Annotated in this window: 8 protein-coding genes and 1 pseudogene; all 9 read right to left on the bottom strand. The window is 76.2% G+C overall.

The annotated features are described in order from the left end of the window. Nucleotides 1-1,323: pseudogene (locus AC3EUV_RS35535) on the bottom strand (hypothetical protein); the annotation flags it as partial. A 96-nt stretch (nucleotides 1,324-1,419) separates the two neighbouring features. Beyond that, nucleotides 1,420-4,854 carry an FtsX-like permease family protein gene (locus AC3EUV_RS35530; protein WP_435604698.1) on the bottom strand — a complete coding sequence of 1,145 codons (3,435 nt, stop codon included), beginning with the start codon at nucleotides 4,852-4,854 and terminating at the stop codon, nucleotides 1,420-1,422. A gap of 159 nt (nucleotides 4,855-5,013) precedes the next feature. After that, nucleotides 5,014-5,418: a globin gene (locus AC3EUV_RS35525; RefSeq protein WP_042154860.1), complete on the bottom strand. Its 405-nt coding sequence runs from the start codon at nucleotides 5,416-5,418 to the stop codon at nucleotides 5,014-5,016. Nucleotides 5,419-5,534: 116 nt separating this feature from the next. Next, nucleotides 5,535-7,169: an FHA domain-containing protein gene (locus tag AC3EUV_RS35520; RefSeq protein WP_435604697.1), complete on the bottom strand. Its 1,635-nt coding sequence runs from the start codon at nucleotides 7,167-7,169 to the stop codon at nucleotides 5,535-5,537. 60 nt (nucleotides 7,170-7,229) lie between these two features. Continuing rightward, entirely contained in the window at nucleotides 7,230-8,579 is a 1,350-nt protein-coding gene (locus tag AC3EUV_RS35515) for a vWA domain-containing protein (protein ID WP_432146666.1), read from the bottom strand. Between the two features lie 133 nt (nucleotides 8,580-8,712). Continuing rightward, nucleotides 8,713-10,104 carry a protein phosphatase 2C domain-containing protein gene (locus tag AC3EUV_RS35510; RefSeq protein WP_432146667.1) on the bottom strand — a complete coding sequence of 464 codons (1,392 nt, stop codon included), beginning with the start codon at nucleotides 10,102-10,104 and terminating at the stop codon, nucleotides 8,713-8,715. A 1-nt stretch (nucleotide 10,105) separates the two neighbouring features. Then, a complete protein-coding gene (locus tag AC3EUV_RS35505; RefSeq protein WP_432146668.1) occupies nucleotides 10,106-12,730 on the bottom strand; it encodes a serine/threonine-protein kinase in 2,625 nt (874 codons plus the stop codon). Next, nucleotides 12,727-14,052, bottom strand: coding sequence for a hypothetical protein (locus tag AC3EUV_RS35500; RefSeq protein ID WP_435604696.1), 1,326 nt, complete (start codon nucleotides 14,050-14,052; stop codon nucleotides 12,727-12,729). The genes AC3EUV_RS35505 and AC3EUV_RS35500 overlap by 4 nt, the downstream gene beginning before the upstream one ends. 147 nt (nucleotides 14,053-14,199) lie before the next feature. Then, a complete protein-coding gene (locus AC3EUV_RS35495) occupies nucleotides 14,200-15,213 on the bottom strand; it encodes a glutamate ABC transporter substrate-binding protein (protein ID WP_435604695.1) in 1,014 nt (337 codons plus the stop codon). Nucleotides 15,214-15,239 lie beyond the last annotated feature (26 nt).

Here is a 15,239-nt window from a genome sequence, read left to right as displayed (position 1 = left end):
GGTGGTTCGGATCAGGGGGGGGCGTGCCCCCCCCCCGTCCGCGCGTTCCACGGGGCGCGGGCGGCGGTGCGCGACCGCCGCCCGCAACGGCAGCGCGAGCGTCCCCAGCAGCCCGGTGCCGGCCGCCGCCAGCAGCGAGGGCAGCACCCGCTCGCCGGGCACCAGCAGCAGCGCCAGCACACCCCCGGCCGCGGCCGCCGGCAGCGCCACCGCCGCGGTCTCCGCCGCCAGCCGCCCGGCCAGCCCGGCCAGGGACGCACCACGGGCCCGCAGCAGGGCCAGTTCGGCGCGCCGCCGCGCCGCGGTCAGCCCGGCGGTCATCAGCAGCACCACTCCCGCGACGGTGCCGATGCCGTACGCGGCCACCGCGATGACCGGTGCGACCGCCGCCCGCATCCGCGCGAAGGCGTCCAGCAGACCGTCCACTGCGCTGTCGGCCAGCGCGCCGCTGCCCGCCACGGTGCGCAACCCGGCGAGCGCCGCGCCGTGTTCGAGGGAGAGCAGCCGGTCCCGCAGCAGCGGGGCGTCCCGGGCGGTCAGCGTGCGGGCGTCGACCGGGTAGCGCCAGAACTTCTCCGGCTCACCTTCGGTGCGCAGCAGCGCCGGGCCGTCCTGCGGGGACAGCAGCAGACCGGCGCGCCAGAGTCTCTGCGGCGGAGGGCCCGGCGCCGTGTCCTGGTGGGCGGCCGCCATCAGCGGGTCCACGGCCCAGTACGCGCGGTCCGGGGCGCGCGGGGTGAGCAGCCCGGAGATCCGTACCGTCAGGTCCGGCAGATGCAGGGTGCTGCCGACGTGCAGGCCGAGGGCCCGTGCGGTGGCGGCCGTGACCGCGGCCTCCAGGGTGCGCTTCCCGGGGGCCGCGCCGTGCGGCAGCCGGCCCGCGGCGAGCGTGGCATGCGCACCGAGCCCGGCGGCCGCGTACAGCGAGAAGCCGGGAGCGACACCGTAGGGCCGGGGCAGCCAGGCGTCCTGGGCGTTCAGCGGTTTGGTGGTGCGTACGCCGTGCAGGGACTCGTCCGCGTCGATCCGCAGCGGGGCGCGGAACCGGCCCCGGAGCGCCCGGTCCTGGCGGGCGAGCTCGTCCGCGGCGTAGGCGGCCGCGGGGTCGCCGCCGGTCACGTCGGAACGCGAGACGGTGATCTCCACCGTCCGCTGGCCGGGCGGTACCGAGGCGAGCGCCTGGCGCACGCCCCGCGTCTCGTACGCGGTCACGCCTCGTGGGAACGCTGCCGCGAGGAACGCCGTGACCAGCACCAGCGCGCCCAGGGCCAGGGCCGCCGCGTGCGCCGGACGCGGCCGGGCCCGCCAGGTCGGTGCCTTCACCGGCGCTCACCCCGCAGGCGGGAGCTCGCGGCCTGTCCGCTGGGCCGTGCTTCCGTACGGGCCCTGGGCTCCGGCCCTGCGACATGCCTCGTCATCTCACCGCACTCCTTGGCCGCGCAGGGCCCGCACCGGGTCGCCGCGACGCAGTCCGATGGCCGCGACGACCAGCAGCGGCACCGCCGCGATCGCCGCGAGCAGCACGGCGACCGGGCCCGGCGGCAGCTCCACCACTACGGGCGGCACCGGGCGGCCCGCCTCCTCGGTCAGCACGATCAGCGGGACGACCGCGCGGGTCAGCACCGTCCCCAGCGCCGCACCGACGGCCAGCGCCAGGGCGATCAGGACGCCCTGTTCGATGACGATCATCCGGGCCAGCTGCGCACGCGGCGCCCCCAGGGCTCGCAACACGGCGAATTCCCGGGCCCGTTCGCGGACCGACCCGGCGGCACCGACCGCGAAGCCCACCGCCGCCAGGGTCACCGCGACCGCGGCCGCCGCGGTCAGCGCGGTCTGCGGGCCGAGCCCCAGCGGATCGTCGTGCAGCTGCCCGGCGATCTCGTCGCGGACCAGCACCTGGCCCGGGTCGGTGTCGGGGCGGTCCCGCAGCGCCGCGACGACCCCGGCCGCGGCGCCGGGCCGCGGGCGCAGCCACCACTCGGTGGCGGTCAGCGGCGGCGCGCCGCGGTCGGACAGCGCCTCGTTGACGGCGCCGAGGTCGACCAGCAGCCCGCCGGTGGCCGGCGCGTCCGCCGGACCCGGCAGCGCCCGCACCGCCCGGACGATCCGTACCTTCAGCGGCCGGCCGTTGACCGGTACCTCGACGAGGGAGCCGGTCCGCGAACCGCTGTCACGCAGGAACTTCTCGGTGGCGACGGCGGCGAGCGGCGGACGGGCGGCATGCGCGGCGGTGATCCGCACCGAGGTCACCGCGGCTCCCCAGTCGCCCAGCCTGGCGCCGGTGTCGTACGTCTGGGACAGCAGCCCGCCGCCGGGGACCCCCGCCCGGCCCGCCCGGGGACCATGCGGCTCGCCCGCCGAGGTGCTCTCATCGGTGATCCGCGCCTTCCAGGCGAGGGCGGCGGGCATGGTGAGGGGCCGGGGCGGGCCATGGCCGGTGGCGGCTGCCACGGTGGTGACGGTGAGCCGCTGGCGGTGCGCGACCGGCGACTGGTCCATGGCGACGAGCAGGCCGGTCAGCCGCAGTGGACCGGCCGGGCGGCCCGCCGGGGCACCGGCCGCGGCGCCGAGGTCCGCATTCAGGGTGTGCGGTGCGCCGTCGGCCGGGAGCGGGCCGAGCGGCAGGGTGTACGGGATGCCGTGGCGGTCGGTGACCAGGGCGGAGAGGGTCGCCGGGACCGGCCCGGTGCCGTGCCCGGCGGCCTCCTGGCCGGGCGCCGGCGGCAGCACCCGCAGCGAGCGCAGCGCGGCGGTCAGCCGTAACCGGTCGCTGCCGGGCGGCAGTTGCAGCCCCGCCGGGGGACCGCCGGCCGGCGCCACCGCGCGCAGCACCCCGTCCGCCGCCCGGCCCTGTGGGCCCTCCGCGCTGCCGCCCACCAGATCGCCGCGCAGCAGCAGCGCGCCCGCCGACTTCCGGGCGTCCAGCGCGAGCAGCGCAGAGGGCCGGCCGTTCGACAGCTCCAGGCCGGTCAGCCCGGCGGGCAGCGCCGCGGCCACCCCCGGTACCGTCGCGTAGGCGCCGCCCTGGCCCAACGGCGGGGTCCGGCCGGCCAGTACGCGCACCGCCGCGCCCGCGCGGAAGTCGGCCTGGTCGTCCTGCGAACGGTCCCAGGACGCGCCCTGGCCGATCGCCAGCATGCCCAGGGCGGTCGCCAGCACCAGCAGCAACACCGGGCCGGCGCCGCGAACGGAGTCTCCGCTGCCCGAACGGAGTGCGGAGCTGGGGGACGAGCGGCGGCTGATCTGCCAGCCGGCCAGCGCGGCCGTCAGGCCCCGGCCACCGGCCGCGCCCCGCTCGGCGATCCGGGCGGCGAGCGGCAGCAGCCGCAGCGTCAGGACCGTACCGGCGAGCAGCGCCAGCGCCGGGGCGGCCACCAGCACCAGGTCGATACCCAACTGCCCGGCGGCGTCCGCGGTCAGCACCCCGCTGCCGGTGTCGTCGCCGCCCGCAGTCTGCCGCTGGAGCTGCCAGTAGGCGACCCCGGCGATCACCAGCAGCCCGAGGTCCGCACCGGCCCTTCCCCGGGCGCGCAGCGCCGCGCGGGCCGGGGCGGACCCCGGGGCACCGGGCAGCGCCCGCACCCGCCGTCGCCGCGGACCCTCCGCCCCGGTCCGCAGCAGCGCGGGCGCGGCCACCGCGAGGGCGCAGCCCAGTGCCACGCCGATGCCGGTCAGCCAGACCGGCACGGTCAGCCGGGTGTCCAGCGGCAGCCCGATCCGGGCCAACGCGCCCCGTCCGGACAGCAGTTGCAGCAGCGGGCCGGACAGCAGCGGCGCGCCGACCGCGGCCGGGGCGGCCAGCAGCAGCGACTCGGCCAGCGCCAGTCCTGCGATCCGCCGCCGGGAGCCGCCGCGGGCCCGCAGCAGCGCCGTCTCGCCCGCCCGCTCGGTGCGCAGCATCCGGGCGACCAGCAGCAGTGCGTAGCCCGCGAGCAGGATCAGTTGCAGCGCGACGATCAGGATCGTCGAACGGTTCACCAGCAGCGCCCGCCGTAACTGCCCCAGCGCGTCGGGCAGATCGGTGGTGGCGGTGGCCCGGCCCGCGAACGCCGGATCGGCCATCAGTGCCTTGGGCGCCGGACCCGCCGCGGCCGCCAGCGGGGCCAGCCGGTCCGCGGTCAGCGAGCGGAAGTCGGCGGTGGCGAGCCAGCCCACCGTGTCCTGGGCCGGGGACCCGCCGCGGAACGCCGCCGGATCGGTCAGCAGCGGCCCGTACGTGGTGAAACCGGCGGTGCGCACCCCGCGCCCGCCGAGGTCGTCGAGCGTCCAGTACGGGTCGGCGCGGTCCTTGGGCCGGTAGACGCCGCTCACCTCGACGGCCAGACGGGCGGGGCCGGACAGCCGGTTGTCGAGGGTGAACCGCCGGCCGGGCGCGACCCCGAGACGGGCCGCCGCGGCCTCCGGCAGCGCCACGGGCAGCCGGCCGTGCGAGGCCGGGCCGGGCCAGTGGCCGGCGGTGAGGGTCAGATGGGAGCGGTCCAGGGCCGCGAGGTGGGTGAGATCCGGCTCGCCCGTGCGCGCGTGCGGCGACCGCAGTGCGCGGGGGAGTGCGTACGGCCCGGAGCGGACCAGGGTGCGCACCGTGAACGGCAGCCCGTCGAAGGCCCGCCGGGCGCCCCGGGCGACCGCCCGGTCCGCCGGTTCCCTTGAGCCGGTGGGCAGTTGGGCCTTCACCTGTAACGCGGCGGCCGGGGCGGCGCGGGTCCGCAGCGCCTGCCGCAGCCCCGCGTCCCCGATCGCGCCGGAGAAGGCCGCCAGCGTCGTCAGCACGGACGTGGAGAGCAGCACCGAGAGCAGCGCCGCGGTCAGCAGCAGACGGTGCGCCCGCACCCGCAGAAACACAAAGCCGGACACGGACCCCCCTTACCGCGCTCAGCACCACACAGATGAACGAATGGTGTCAGACGCGCGGTGCGGCGGAGGGGGCTGTGGATAACCCTGGCCGGATCATGACGGCGAAGGCGCGGCACGCCGACCGCGGCCGGCGCGGCCCGGGGCGGTGTGAGGTGCCTCTCAGTCCGCCGCGTTGATCATCGAGGCGGCGGCGTAGGTGAGGTAGTTCCACAGCTGGGTCTCGTGCTTCTCGGACAGGCCGAGGGAGTCCACCGCGTCCCGCATGTGCCGCAGCCAGGCGTCATGGGCGGCCCGGTCGACGGTGAACGGGGCGTGCCGCATCCGCAGCCGGGGGTGCCCGCGGCCGTCGCTGTACGTACGGGGACCGCCCCAGTACTGCATGAGGAAGAGCGCGAGCCGCTCCTCGGCCGGACCGAGGTCCTCCTCCGGGTACATCGGCCGCAGCAGCGGGTCCTCGGCGACTCCCTGGTAGAAGCGGTGCACCAGGCGCCGGAAGGTCTCCTCGCCTCCGACCTGTTCGTAGAAGGTCTGCTCCTCGAGCGTGCCGCGTGGAATCTTGTTCACCCGTCCATGGTGGCAGACGCCCCGGCGGAGGACTCCGGTCGTAGGCCGCGGCCGGAAATGCCGCCGGGGCGTGATCGGTTGATCACGCCCCGGGGTCGCTCACGACCGGTGGTGGCTCAGCCGCGGCGGACGGTCATCGTCGTCCAGGCGCCGACATGTACCCGGTCGCCCTCATGGAGCGGCACCGGCACATAGGGCTGGATCGGGTCCTCGGCGAGGTTGATCGTCGTGCCGTTGGTGGAGTTCTGGTCCACCACTGCCCAGCTGCCGTCCTGCTGCTGCACCAGCAGCGCGTGCTGGTGCGAGACGCCCGGGTCCTCCGGCGCGCTGCCCAGATCGATGTCCGGGGACTCGCCGGTGCTGTTGCGGCGGCGGCCGACCGCGATCTGGCCGTTGGCGAGCGGCAGCACCTGCTCGGGGGAGTACGAGGGCAGGTTGAGCCCCGCCGCCTCCGGGCCGCTGCGGCCCATCATCGCCATGAAGTACTCACGGTCCGGCGCGACCGCCACCACCCAGCCGGTGCCGACGACCGGCGCCGGACCCTGCGGCGGTGCCGCGGGCCCCTGGCCGAGGCCGTCGTTCCACTGCTGGTCCGGTCCGGGCTGCTGTTGCGGCGGCATCTGCTGCTGCTCGTACGGGCCGGGCTGCTGCTCGTACGGAGGCTGCTGCTGTTGCTGCCCGTAGGGAGGCTGCTGCTCGAACGGGGGCTGCTGCTCGTACGGTCCCGGCTGCTGCGGCGGGAACGGCGCGGGCGGCTGCTGCTCGAACGGGGCCTGCGGGCCCGGGCCGGGCGGCGCGGGCGCCATCGGCGGGGGAGCGGCCTGGGCGCTCGGCGGGTTCAGCGTCCAGTCGTCGCCGCCCTGCTGCGGCGGGCCGCCCTGCGGGCCGGGGCCGGGCATGCCGGGGGGCGGGCCGGGCGGGAAGCCGCCGGGGCCGGGCTGGTCGGGGAAGCCGCCGGGGCCGGGGCCGCCGGGCATGCCCTGCTGCTGTGGGGGCTGGGGCTGCGGTGGCGGGAAGCCGTATCCGCCCTGGCCGCCCTGCGGGCCGGGGCCGGGCGCTCCGGGGCCGCCGAAGTCGGAGCCGGGAGCGCCGGGGCCGCCCTGGGGGCCGGGCTGCGGCGGCGGGAAACCATAGCCGCCCTGGCCGCCCTGCGTGCCGGGGCCGCCGAAGTCGGGGCCGGGCCCAGCAGGCGGCGGACCCGGCTGCTGGCCGGGCGGGGCGTAGGACGTCGGGGAGTTGGTGAGGAAGTTGTAGCGGCACCCCTCGCAGAACGGCGCCATCGCCTCACGCGGCGTACCGCACTGCGGGCAGATCTCCGGCTGACCGGACGGGCCGGGACCGCCGGGCATGCCCTGCTGCTGCGGGGGCTGGGGCTGCTGGGGCTGCGGTGGCGGGAAGCCGTAACCGCCCTGGCCGCCCTGCGGGCCGGGGCCGGGCGCTCCGGGGCCACCGAAGTCGGGGCCGGGAGCGCCGGGGCCGCCCTGGGGGCCGGGCTGCGGCGGCGGGAAGCCATAGCCGCCCTGGCCGCCCTGCGTGCCGGGGCCGCCGAAGTCGGGGCCGGGGCCACCGGGCGGCGGACCGGGCTGTCCCGGCGGCGGTCCGGGCTGGCCGGTGGGCTGGCCGGGCGGCGGTGTGTTCAGGAAACCGGCAGGCAGGGAGGGCGGCGGGGGGACAGCGCCCGCCATCCGCTGGCCGCACACCTCGCACCAGTCTTCGGCCACCGACTGGTGGCCGCTCGGGCAGGTCGGCATGTCGGTTCTTCCCCCTCCGTACCGATTTCTTTCGGTGGTGCCGCTCGGTACTGTTCGTGGCTATTTCTTCATGCGAACGGTTTTCGTCGAGCGCGTTTCGAGAGTCATCTCGTCCGCCTCGGCGACCTTCGCCTTCAGTCGCACAGTACCGGTCGCCGTATCGACGACGTCCACCACCTTCGCAAGGAGTTTCGCAGTCCCCTCGTTCCCCGAGGCACCGGCCAGTTGTACCGCGCGGCCCAGTTTCGCCGCCGCTCCATCGGTATCGCCCGACTTGCGCGCATCGAGCCCCTGTTGGATGGCCTGGGCCAGTTCCGCCTGGCCGGTGTAGTGCGCCACCTGCGGATGGATCGCCGTGGCGGCGGCCACATCGTCCGTCCACACGGCCCGTACGAGGCCCTGCGACAGGGGCCGCGGCGGGCGCTGCGCGGGGTCGCCGTCCGGTGCGGAAGTGATCAACGAGACCCGGCCGGCCAGCATTTCCCGGCCGACTTCGGCGGCCGGTACCCGGAGGCAGAGGTGATAGTCGCGGGACTCGTCGCCCCAGGAGCCGGTCGGGTAGTCCGCCGACCGCGGACCGGACTCCCGGCGCCGGCCGGTCAAATCCGCCACGGAGGGTGCCACTTGCCGGATGAACACGGTCTCGGCGCCCAGCGGTGTCCACAGCCGCAGGCCGACGTCGGCGATCTCCTTGCCCATCGCCGTCTCCATCATCCGCGTGAAGTCGGCGGCCAGCCCGGCCGGATCGGCGACGATATCGGCGGTGCCCAGCAGCGCCGCGGCGACCGCGGTGACCTCCTTGACCTCCCAGTCCGTGCCGACACCGCGGGCATCGCAGGTGAACGCCCCGGAGCAGGCGTCCAGGGCGGCCCGCAGCTCCCGCGGTGACTCGTGCTCGTTGCGGCCGTCGGTGAGCAGGAGCGCGTGCCGGATACCGAGCTCGGCGGACGCCAGCAGCCGGCCGGTCAGCCGCAGCCAGCTGCCGATGGCCGTGCCGCCGCCCGCGGGCAGGGTGCGCAGCGCCTCCTTCGCCTGCGCACGCGTGGCCGCCGCGGCCACGGCCAGCCGGCCGCCGCCGGGGTAGACCTCGACGGCCCGGTGGTTTCCGGCCACCACCGCGAAGCGGACCCCGTCGCGCACGGTGTCGAGGGCGGCGGCCGTCGCCTCCCGGGCGCCGCGCAGCTTCGCCGGCGGATGGTCCATCGAACCGGAACGGTCCACCATGATCACTACACCGGCGGCCGGCCCGCCGGTACCCGCCGCCGGCACCGGCCGGCCCCCGGTCGTGCCGCCGCCGGTCGCGGTGACCGTGATGATGGCGTGGACCTCCCGCCCGCCCTCGGGGAGATAGGGGTTCTGGTACACCTCGGCGGAGAAACGCGGCACCCGGGACTTGGCGAAGTTGGCCATCCGTTCCGCTCCTTGTGACGCCGTAACCGGTCGGTCGGTACACGTGGTGCGTCGTACACGGCGCGGCGCGCGCGGCGGCGTACGGGCGGGGGTGCGCCGCGCACCCCCGCCCCGCCCGTCGGCGGTGCGCCGGTCAGGCCGGGGCCGGCTGCCCCGCGGGTGCGGGGAACGGCACCAGCGCCACGGTGACGTTGTCGTGCCCGCCGCCGTCGAGGGCGTGGGTGACCAGGGTGCGGGCACCGTTCAGCGGCCTGGCGGGGGCGTCGTACGGCAGCACCGCGGCCATCTGCTCCGCGGTCTCGGCGTAGTTCCACAGCCCGTCGGTGCACACCACCACGACACCGGGCCCGTCCGGCTTGAACGTCGCGGTGTGCGGCTCGACCTCGTAGGCGTCCGCGCCGAGCCAGCCGGTGATGGCGTGCGCCCGCTCATCGGCGTTCGCCTCGGCCTCGGACATCAGGTTGTTGGCGACCATCTGGGCGGCCCAGGAGTCGTCCTCGGTGAGCCGGGCGGGCGGCGCCGTACGGTCGTTGGGGATCCAGTAGGCGCGGCTGTCGCCGACCCAGCCGACGGTCAGCAGGCCGCCGCCGACCACCGCACCGACGAAGGTGCAGGCCGGGGCGTTCTGCTGGCGGTGCTCGTCATGGGCCAGGGACGGGTCGGTGGCGAGTGCGTCGACCGCCGAGGAGGCCGCCAGGATGGCGTCGTGCATGGCCTGCGCGGGGTGGGTACCGCGCGGCAGGGACGCCCGCAGCGCCTCCCCGGCGGCCTCGGACGCCGCCGTGGACGCCTCGTCGGGGCGGGTCGCCGAGGAGACCCCGTCGCAGACCACGGCAACCACCGCGGGGGTGCCGTCCGGCAGCGCGGCGGCCCCGAGCGCGAAGAAGTCCTCGTTGCGGTGGTGCCGGTGGCCCCGGTCGCTGACCGCTGCGATGCCGCCCACCTCGTACTCCATGTGGTCGCGGGCGCGCGGCCGGGCGTGACCGCAGTGTGTGCAGTAGCCCTCGGCGTCCACGGCGCCGGACCGGCAGGCGGTGCAGACGACGGTGCCCCGGGCGGGTGTCCCGGCGGCGCCGGACGGGCCTTCCGGCGCGGCGGGCGCCACCGGCTCGGGCGCGGGTGCACCGGGCTCCGCGGCGGGCACCCCGGAGGGCGTGCCGGCCCCGGCCGCTGCCGCGTCGGCGACCGCCTCGTATCCGGCGACCCGCGGGTCCGCGGGCGGCGGGGTGTCGGCCAGCGGCGGGTGGCCCGGCATCGGTGGCACGTCGGCGTCCTCGTACGGGAGCCGGGCCTGCGGGTCCGGAGGCGGCGGCCCGGCCGGACCGGTACGCGCGGCCGGTGCGGGCGCCGGGGGCGGCCCGGGAGGCGGCGGGGGCGGTACGGCCGCGCCGGGCGCGGGCGGAGCGCCGTACGCCGACGGTGCGGCGGGCGCCAGAAGTCCGGCGCCGCACCGCCCGCAGAAATTGTCCCCCGCCTCGAGCGGTTCGTCACAGCCCGGACACCGGGACGGCCCAGTCACACCCATGTCACACCCACGTCCTGGGGCGGAAGCGGTTGGCCCGTTCCACCAGTTCGATCCTTTTCTCACCACGTTGTGCCAGCCGTGCCAGCAGCCGGTACGACCGCTCCAGGCCGAAGCGCAGACCGCGCTCCTCCAGCGGGCTGCCGAGCAGCGCCGGCCGCTCGGCGGCGGTCGCCGCGACGTCCGGCCCGGCACCGTGGCTACCGGAGATTACCCAGTCCAGGGCGCTGCCCAGTACCTCGGTGGTGAGTTGTTCCCGGCGCTCGGTGTCCAGACCGAAGTCCCCGAGCGCCTCGACCTGTTCGGCGGCGGCCCGCAGATCCACCAGCAGCGGATCGCGGGGCGGCCGCTGCCGCAGCCGGGCGCGGACCGCCGCGATCCGCGCCGCGATGTAGTGGATGGACGACTCCGGCACGGACTCCAGGGCCGCGACCGCGCCGCCGCGGTCGCCCGTCGCCAGCCGCACCCGGGCCAGCCCGAACGCGGCGCTGACATAGCTGCGGTCGGTCGCCCACACCAGGCGGTAGTACTCCAGGGCGTTGTCCGACTGGCCCAGCAGCTCGGCGCAGATGCCCAGCGCCAGCTTCGGCGCCGGTTCCCCGGGGAAGGCGTCGTAGACCGCGTCGAAGGCCAGCGCGGCGCTCTCGCGGTCGTCGGTGGTCAGCGCCACCAGGCCGCGGTGCCACACCACCCGCCAGTCCGCGTCCCAGGTGGCGGGCTCGGCCCCGCCCCGCCCCGCGGCGGGCCACCGCCCGGCGGGCGCCGCCGCGATCGTCTCCAGCACCTTTTGTGCCGCCGCGCCGTCCCCCGCCTCCAGACGGGCGCGCAGCTCCCGCAGCCGGAGCTCCGGGGAGTCGTCGGGCGCGGCGCGCAGCGCGGCGAGGAGTTCGGCGGGCCCGGCGGCCGGCAGCCCGGCCAGCAGCCCGGCGTTGACGTCGCCCGGATCGACCCGCGGCACCGGCAGCGCGAGGGCAGCGCCGGCCACGTCCAGGGGGCGCAGCAGCGGCCCGCCGGCGGGCACCTCCACCGCGCGCGCCGGCGCCGCGCCCCGCGCGCCCAGCAGCGAACTGTCGCCGTCCGCCGCGGGCATCAACTCCGTGTCCGTCACCCGGAGTTCGGCCCCGAACAGGGTCGACGGCGCGGGGCGCGGCTCGCCCGACTGGAGCGCCACCACCTCCCGCAGGACCCCCGTCAGCTGCTCTGCCATCTCCTCCGCGGAGGCGAACCGGCGCGCCCGGTCCGGGTCCGTGGCCCGCACCAGCAGCCGGTAGAAGGACTCATAGGCGCGGAACACCTCGATGTTGTCCGGATCCGGCAGGGAGTCCGCGAAGATGTTCGTATAGCCCTGGAAGTCGAAGGTGAGGACGGCGAGGGTGCGCGCGACGGTGTAGAGGTCGGAGGAGACCGACGGGCCCAGCGCGGCGATCTCCGGCGCCTGATAGCCGATCGTGCCGTAGATCGGGCTCACGTGGTCGTCCATCCGGCGCACCGCGCCCATGTCGATCAGCTTGAGCTGATCGTGCTGCTGGATGGCGTTGTCGACCTTGAAGTCGCAGTAGAGGTAACCCCGGCTGTGCAGATGGCCGAGCGCCTCCAGCGCCTCGATGCCGTACGCGCACGCCTGCTCGACGGGCAGCGGATCGCGCCTGCCCAGCGGGGTGCGCCGCTCGTTGGCGAGGTCCTTGAGCGACTTGCCGCCGACGTACTCCATGACGATGTAGCCGTCACGGCTCCCGGTCGCCCGGTCGAGATGCTCCACGAAGTTGTAGATCCGCACGATGTTGGCGTGCTCGATCTCGGCGAGGAAGCGCCGCTCGGACACCGCCACCGCCAGCGCCTCCGCATCACCGGTGTCCAACAGCCCCTTGAGCACCACCCACCGGTCGGCGACCGCGTGGTCCGTCGCCAGATAGATCCAGCCGAGCCCGCCGTGCGCCAGACAGCCCACGACCTCGTACTGGTCGTGCACCATGTCACCGGGCCGCAGCTTGGGCACGAAGCTGTACGGATGCCCGCACTTGGCGCAGAACCCTTCCGTGCGGCCCGGCTCCGCCCCGCGCGTCCGGCCCACCGGCGCCCCGCAGTCCGCACGACTACAGAACCGCTTGCGCTCCGGGACCTCCGGATGCTCCAGCACCGCCGTCCGCGGATCGGGCCGCGGCACCTCCGGCACCGCCACCAGCCCGGCGCCCAGCCGCCCGCGCGACGGCCCGGAGGACGCACCGCTGCCCGGGCCGGGCCCCGAGCCGCGCCCCGACACCGCCGAGACCCCGCGCGCCCGGCCCCCGCCGGAGCCCGCGCGCGAGAGCCGTCCGGACACCGAACGCCGGGACGCCGACGGGCGGGCCGACGGCGCACTGCCCCCGGAGGCCCGCCCGGACGGCGCGCTGCCGTCCGGCGCGGGGGCGGGGGAGGGGACCGTCAGCAACGCCCCGGCCGCCTCCCGCGCGGCCGCGGCGCCCGCCGACACCCGGCCCGTCAGGCCCGTGGGCGACGACGACAGCAGACCGCCCGGCGACACCACCGGCGCCAGCCCGCACAGATCGCAGTAGCGCTCCCCGCCGCCGACATCCTCGTAACTGCCCGCACAGTCCCGCCGCTGGCAGCGCTCGCCGGCCCGCTCCGTCACGACTCCCCCCGCCCCTCCAGCTGCGGCGGAACCAACGCCTCCGCCGCCGCCTGCTGATAGCGCCACACCGCCTGCTCGGCCGCCCGCAGATCACACGGCGCGCTCCACAGCATCCGGCGCGCGAGGTCGTACCGCTCCGTCAGCAGCGGATCCTCCGCCATGCCGTGGCGCGCGACCTTCGCCCGGTAGGCGTCCAGCCGGCCCCGCAGCTCGGCACGCACCGCCAGCGGCGCGGTCACCGCCGTCAACGATTCGCGGGCCCGGTGGAGTTCGTCCTCCGCCCGCTCCTCCAGACTGTCCAGCAGCGGGGAGAGCCGGTGCCACTGCGCCCGCCTGCGGTAGTCGGCGGCCGCCGCCAACTGCTCGTGCAGCGCCGTCGACGGGCCGCTGACCGCGGGCACCTCCGACCCGGCGATCTTCGCCAGCACCTCGCCCCGGGCCTGCCGCGCCTCGGTCAGCGTGCGGTCCGCCCGCGACAGCACGTCCCGCAGCTGCATCAGCCGCCGCTCCGCGTCCTGCCGCACGTCCAGCACTGCCGCCACCTCCCTCCGGATGTCCTCCAGCGCACGGGCCGCACGGTCATAGCGCGCGGTGTCCGGCCGGCCCCCGCCCGGCGCCGAACTCCCCGTCGACGACGACACCCAGAACGCCAGCGGATCCGCGATCACCCGGTCCCGCAGCCGCAACAGCTCCTCCGTGATCCGCTCCAGATCGTCCCCCGCCGGATGCTCCCCGGGCCGCACCCCCACCGAATGCGCCAGCGAACGCGTCCGCTGCAACTCGGCCGACAGCAGGTCTATACGGGCCGGCAGCGCCGACCAGACCGCGTCGGCCGCCACGATGACGTCCAGCGACCGCGCGTACAGCCCGTTCATCCGCGCCACGAGCCCCTCCAGGCTGAACCGCTCGCCGGGCCCGGCCGGGCCGTCCTCCGGAGCGCCGTCCGCCGCGGCCGCACCCGGCACCGTCACCCCCTCGCCGTGCAGCAGCTCCGTCAGCTCCGCCAGATCCTCCACGGAGGGCCAGCGGCGCCGCTCGCGCAGCTCACGCGCCGACTCCAGGGCGGCGGTGTACGCGTCGAACAGCGACCACAGGACCGTGATCGACCGTTCCGCGGCGGCCCAGCGTTCCTTGGTGGTGCCGGACAGCTCGGCGCCCTCCAGCAGGCGGCGCCCCGCGTGATCCTGCAACGCGAGCAGCGAGGTCTCGATCGCCTCGTACTCGGCACCGAGCCGCGCCAGCGCGCGATCCACCTCCTCCCGGTCCGCCACCGGGGCATCGGGCCTCCCCGGAGAGCCGGGGAAGGGTCCAGGGACCCCCATCGATCACCTCTCCAATACGCGTACGATGCACGGCGGTTGCGGCGACCCGGTAGCCGCTCGCGGTCTGCTCCTCCCGTCTCCACCTCCATAGTGACCTCATCCGGCCGCTCCATGGGGCGATCGGTCGCACACCGCTCCTTGGGGCGATCAGTCGCTGTACTCCGGCGACGGCGGCCCCGATATGCCGGGCAGATCGGCCTGAAGCCACTTGCGGTACGCCCGCATCCAGGGGCTGTCCGCGCCCCCGTCGCCCCGGTAGTCGTCCAGGACCTTGTTGACCCGCCGCACCAGATCCGTGTCGCCCTTGTTCATCGCCACGCCGTACGGCTCGTCCGTGAACGGCCGCCCCTTCAGCTCCACCGCCGGATCCTGCGCCGCCTGCGCCGCGGCCAGCGCATTGTCCGTGACCACCGCATCCGCCTCACCCAGCTGAAGCCGCACCAGACAGTCCAGTTGATTGGGCACCGTCAGCACCTTCGCGCCGTGCCGCCGCGCCGACAGCTCGCTCTCGCCCGTCGAACCCGCCGCCGTGCACACCCGCTGGCCCCGCAGCGAATCGTCGAACGCCGCGATCTTCGACGCCTTCGGGGCCAGCACCTGCTGTCCCCCCTGGAAATACGCCGTGGAGAAGGCCACCTGTTCCTTGCGCGCACAGTTGATCGTCATCGTCCGCACCACCAGGTCGACCGTGCGCTTCTGGAGCGCCGGAATCCGCTGGCTGGTCGGCACCGCCTTGAACACCACCTTGGGGTGCGGCCCCAGGATGTCCTCGGCGACCGCCCACGCCAGATCGATGTCGAATCCCGCCAGTTCACCGGTCACCGGATCGCGGTACCCCCACCGGTAGGTGTTCTGGTCGACCCCGACGACCAACTGACCCTTCTCCCTGATCCGCGACACCGCCGCACCGTCCTTGGACGACGGCCGCAGACTCTCCGCGGCATTCTGCGCCGTGCATTTCGCGACCGCCGGCGCCGCCCCCGGCCCGTACGCCCGGTGCGTCACCGCCGGCACCGTCGCACCACCACGGCCCCGCCCGGCCTCCCCGGCGGCCCCGCCCAGCGCCGGCACCAGCACCGCCGCGGCCGTCGCCATCACACCCATCCCCGCCGCGACCGGCGCCAGGACGGCACGCAGATTCAACAGCCCTCGCGCGCGCATCCCCACATCCCCCTCACCCGGCTCCC

The sequence above is a fragment of the Streptomyces sp. bgisy130 genome, from assembly GCF_057708345.1.
This window is presented reverse-complemented; position numbering and strand designations above follow the sequence as displayed.

What these genes read in the sequence shown, in the direction of transcription:
- AC3EUV_RS35495 (WP_435604695.1), bottom strand. Translation starts at nt 15,213, where the DNA reads ATGCGCGCGCGAGGGCTGTTGAATCTGCGTGCCGTCCTGGCGCCGGTC.
- AC3EUV_RS35500 (WP_435604696.1), bottom strand. Translation starts at nt 14,052, where the DNA reads ATGGGGGTCCCTGGACCCTTCCCCGGCTCTCCGGGGAGGCCCGATGCC.
- AC3EUV_RS35520 (WP_435604697.1), bottom strand. Translation starts at nt 7,169, where the DNA reads ATGCCGACCTGCCCGAGCGGCCACCAGTCGGTGGCCGAAGACTGGTGC.
- AC3EUV_RS35515 (WP_432146666.1), bottom strand. Translation starts at nt 8,579, where the DNA reads ATGGCCAACTTCGCCAAGTCCCGGGTGCCGCGTTTCTCCGCCGAGGTG.
- AC3EUV_RS35510 (WP_432146667.1), bottom strand. Translation starts at nt 10,104, where the DNA reads ATGGGTGTGACTGGGCCGTCCCGGTGTCCGGGCTGTGACGAACCGCTC.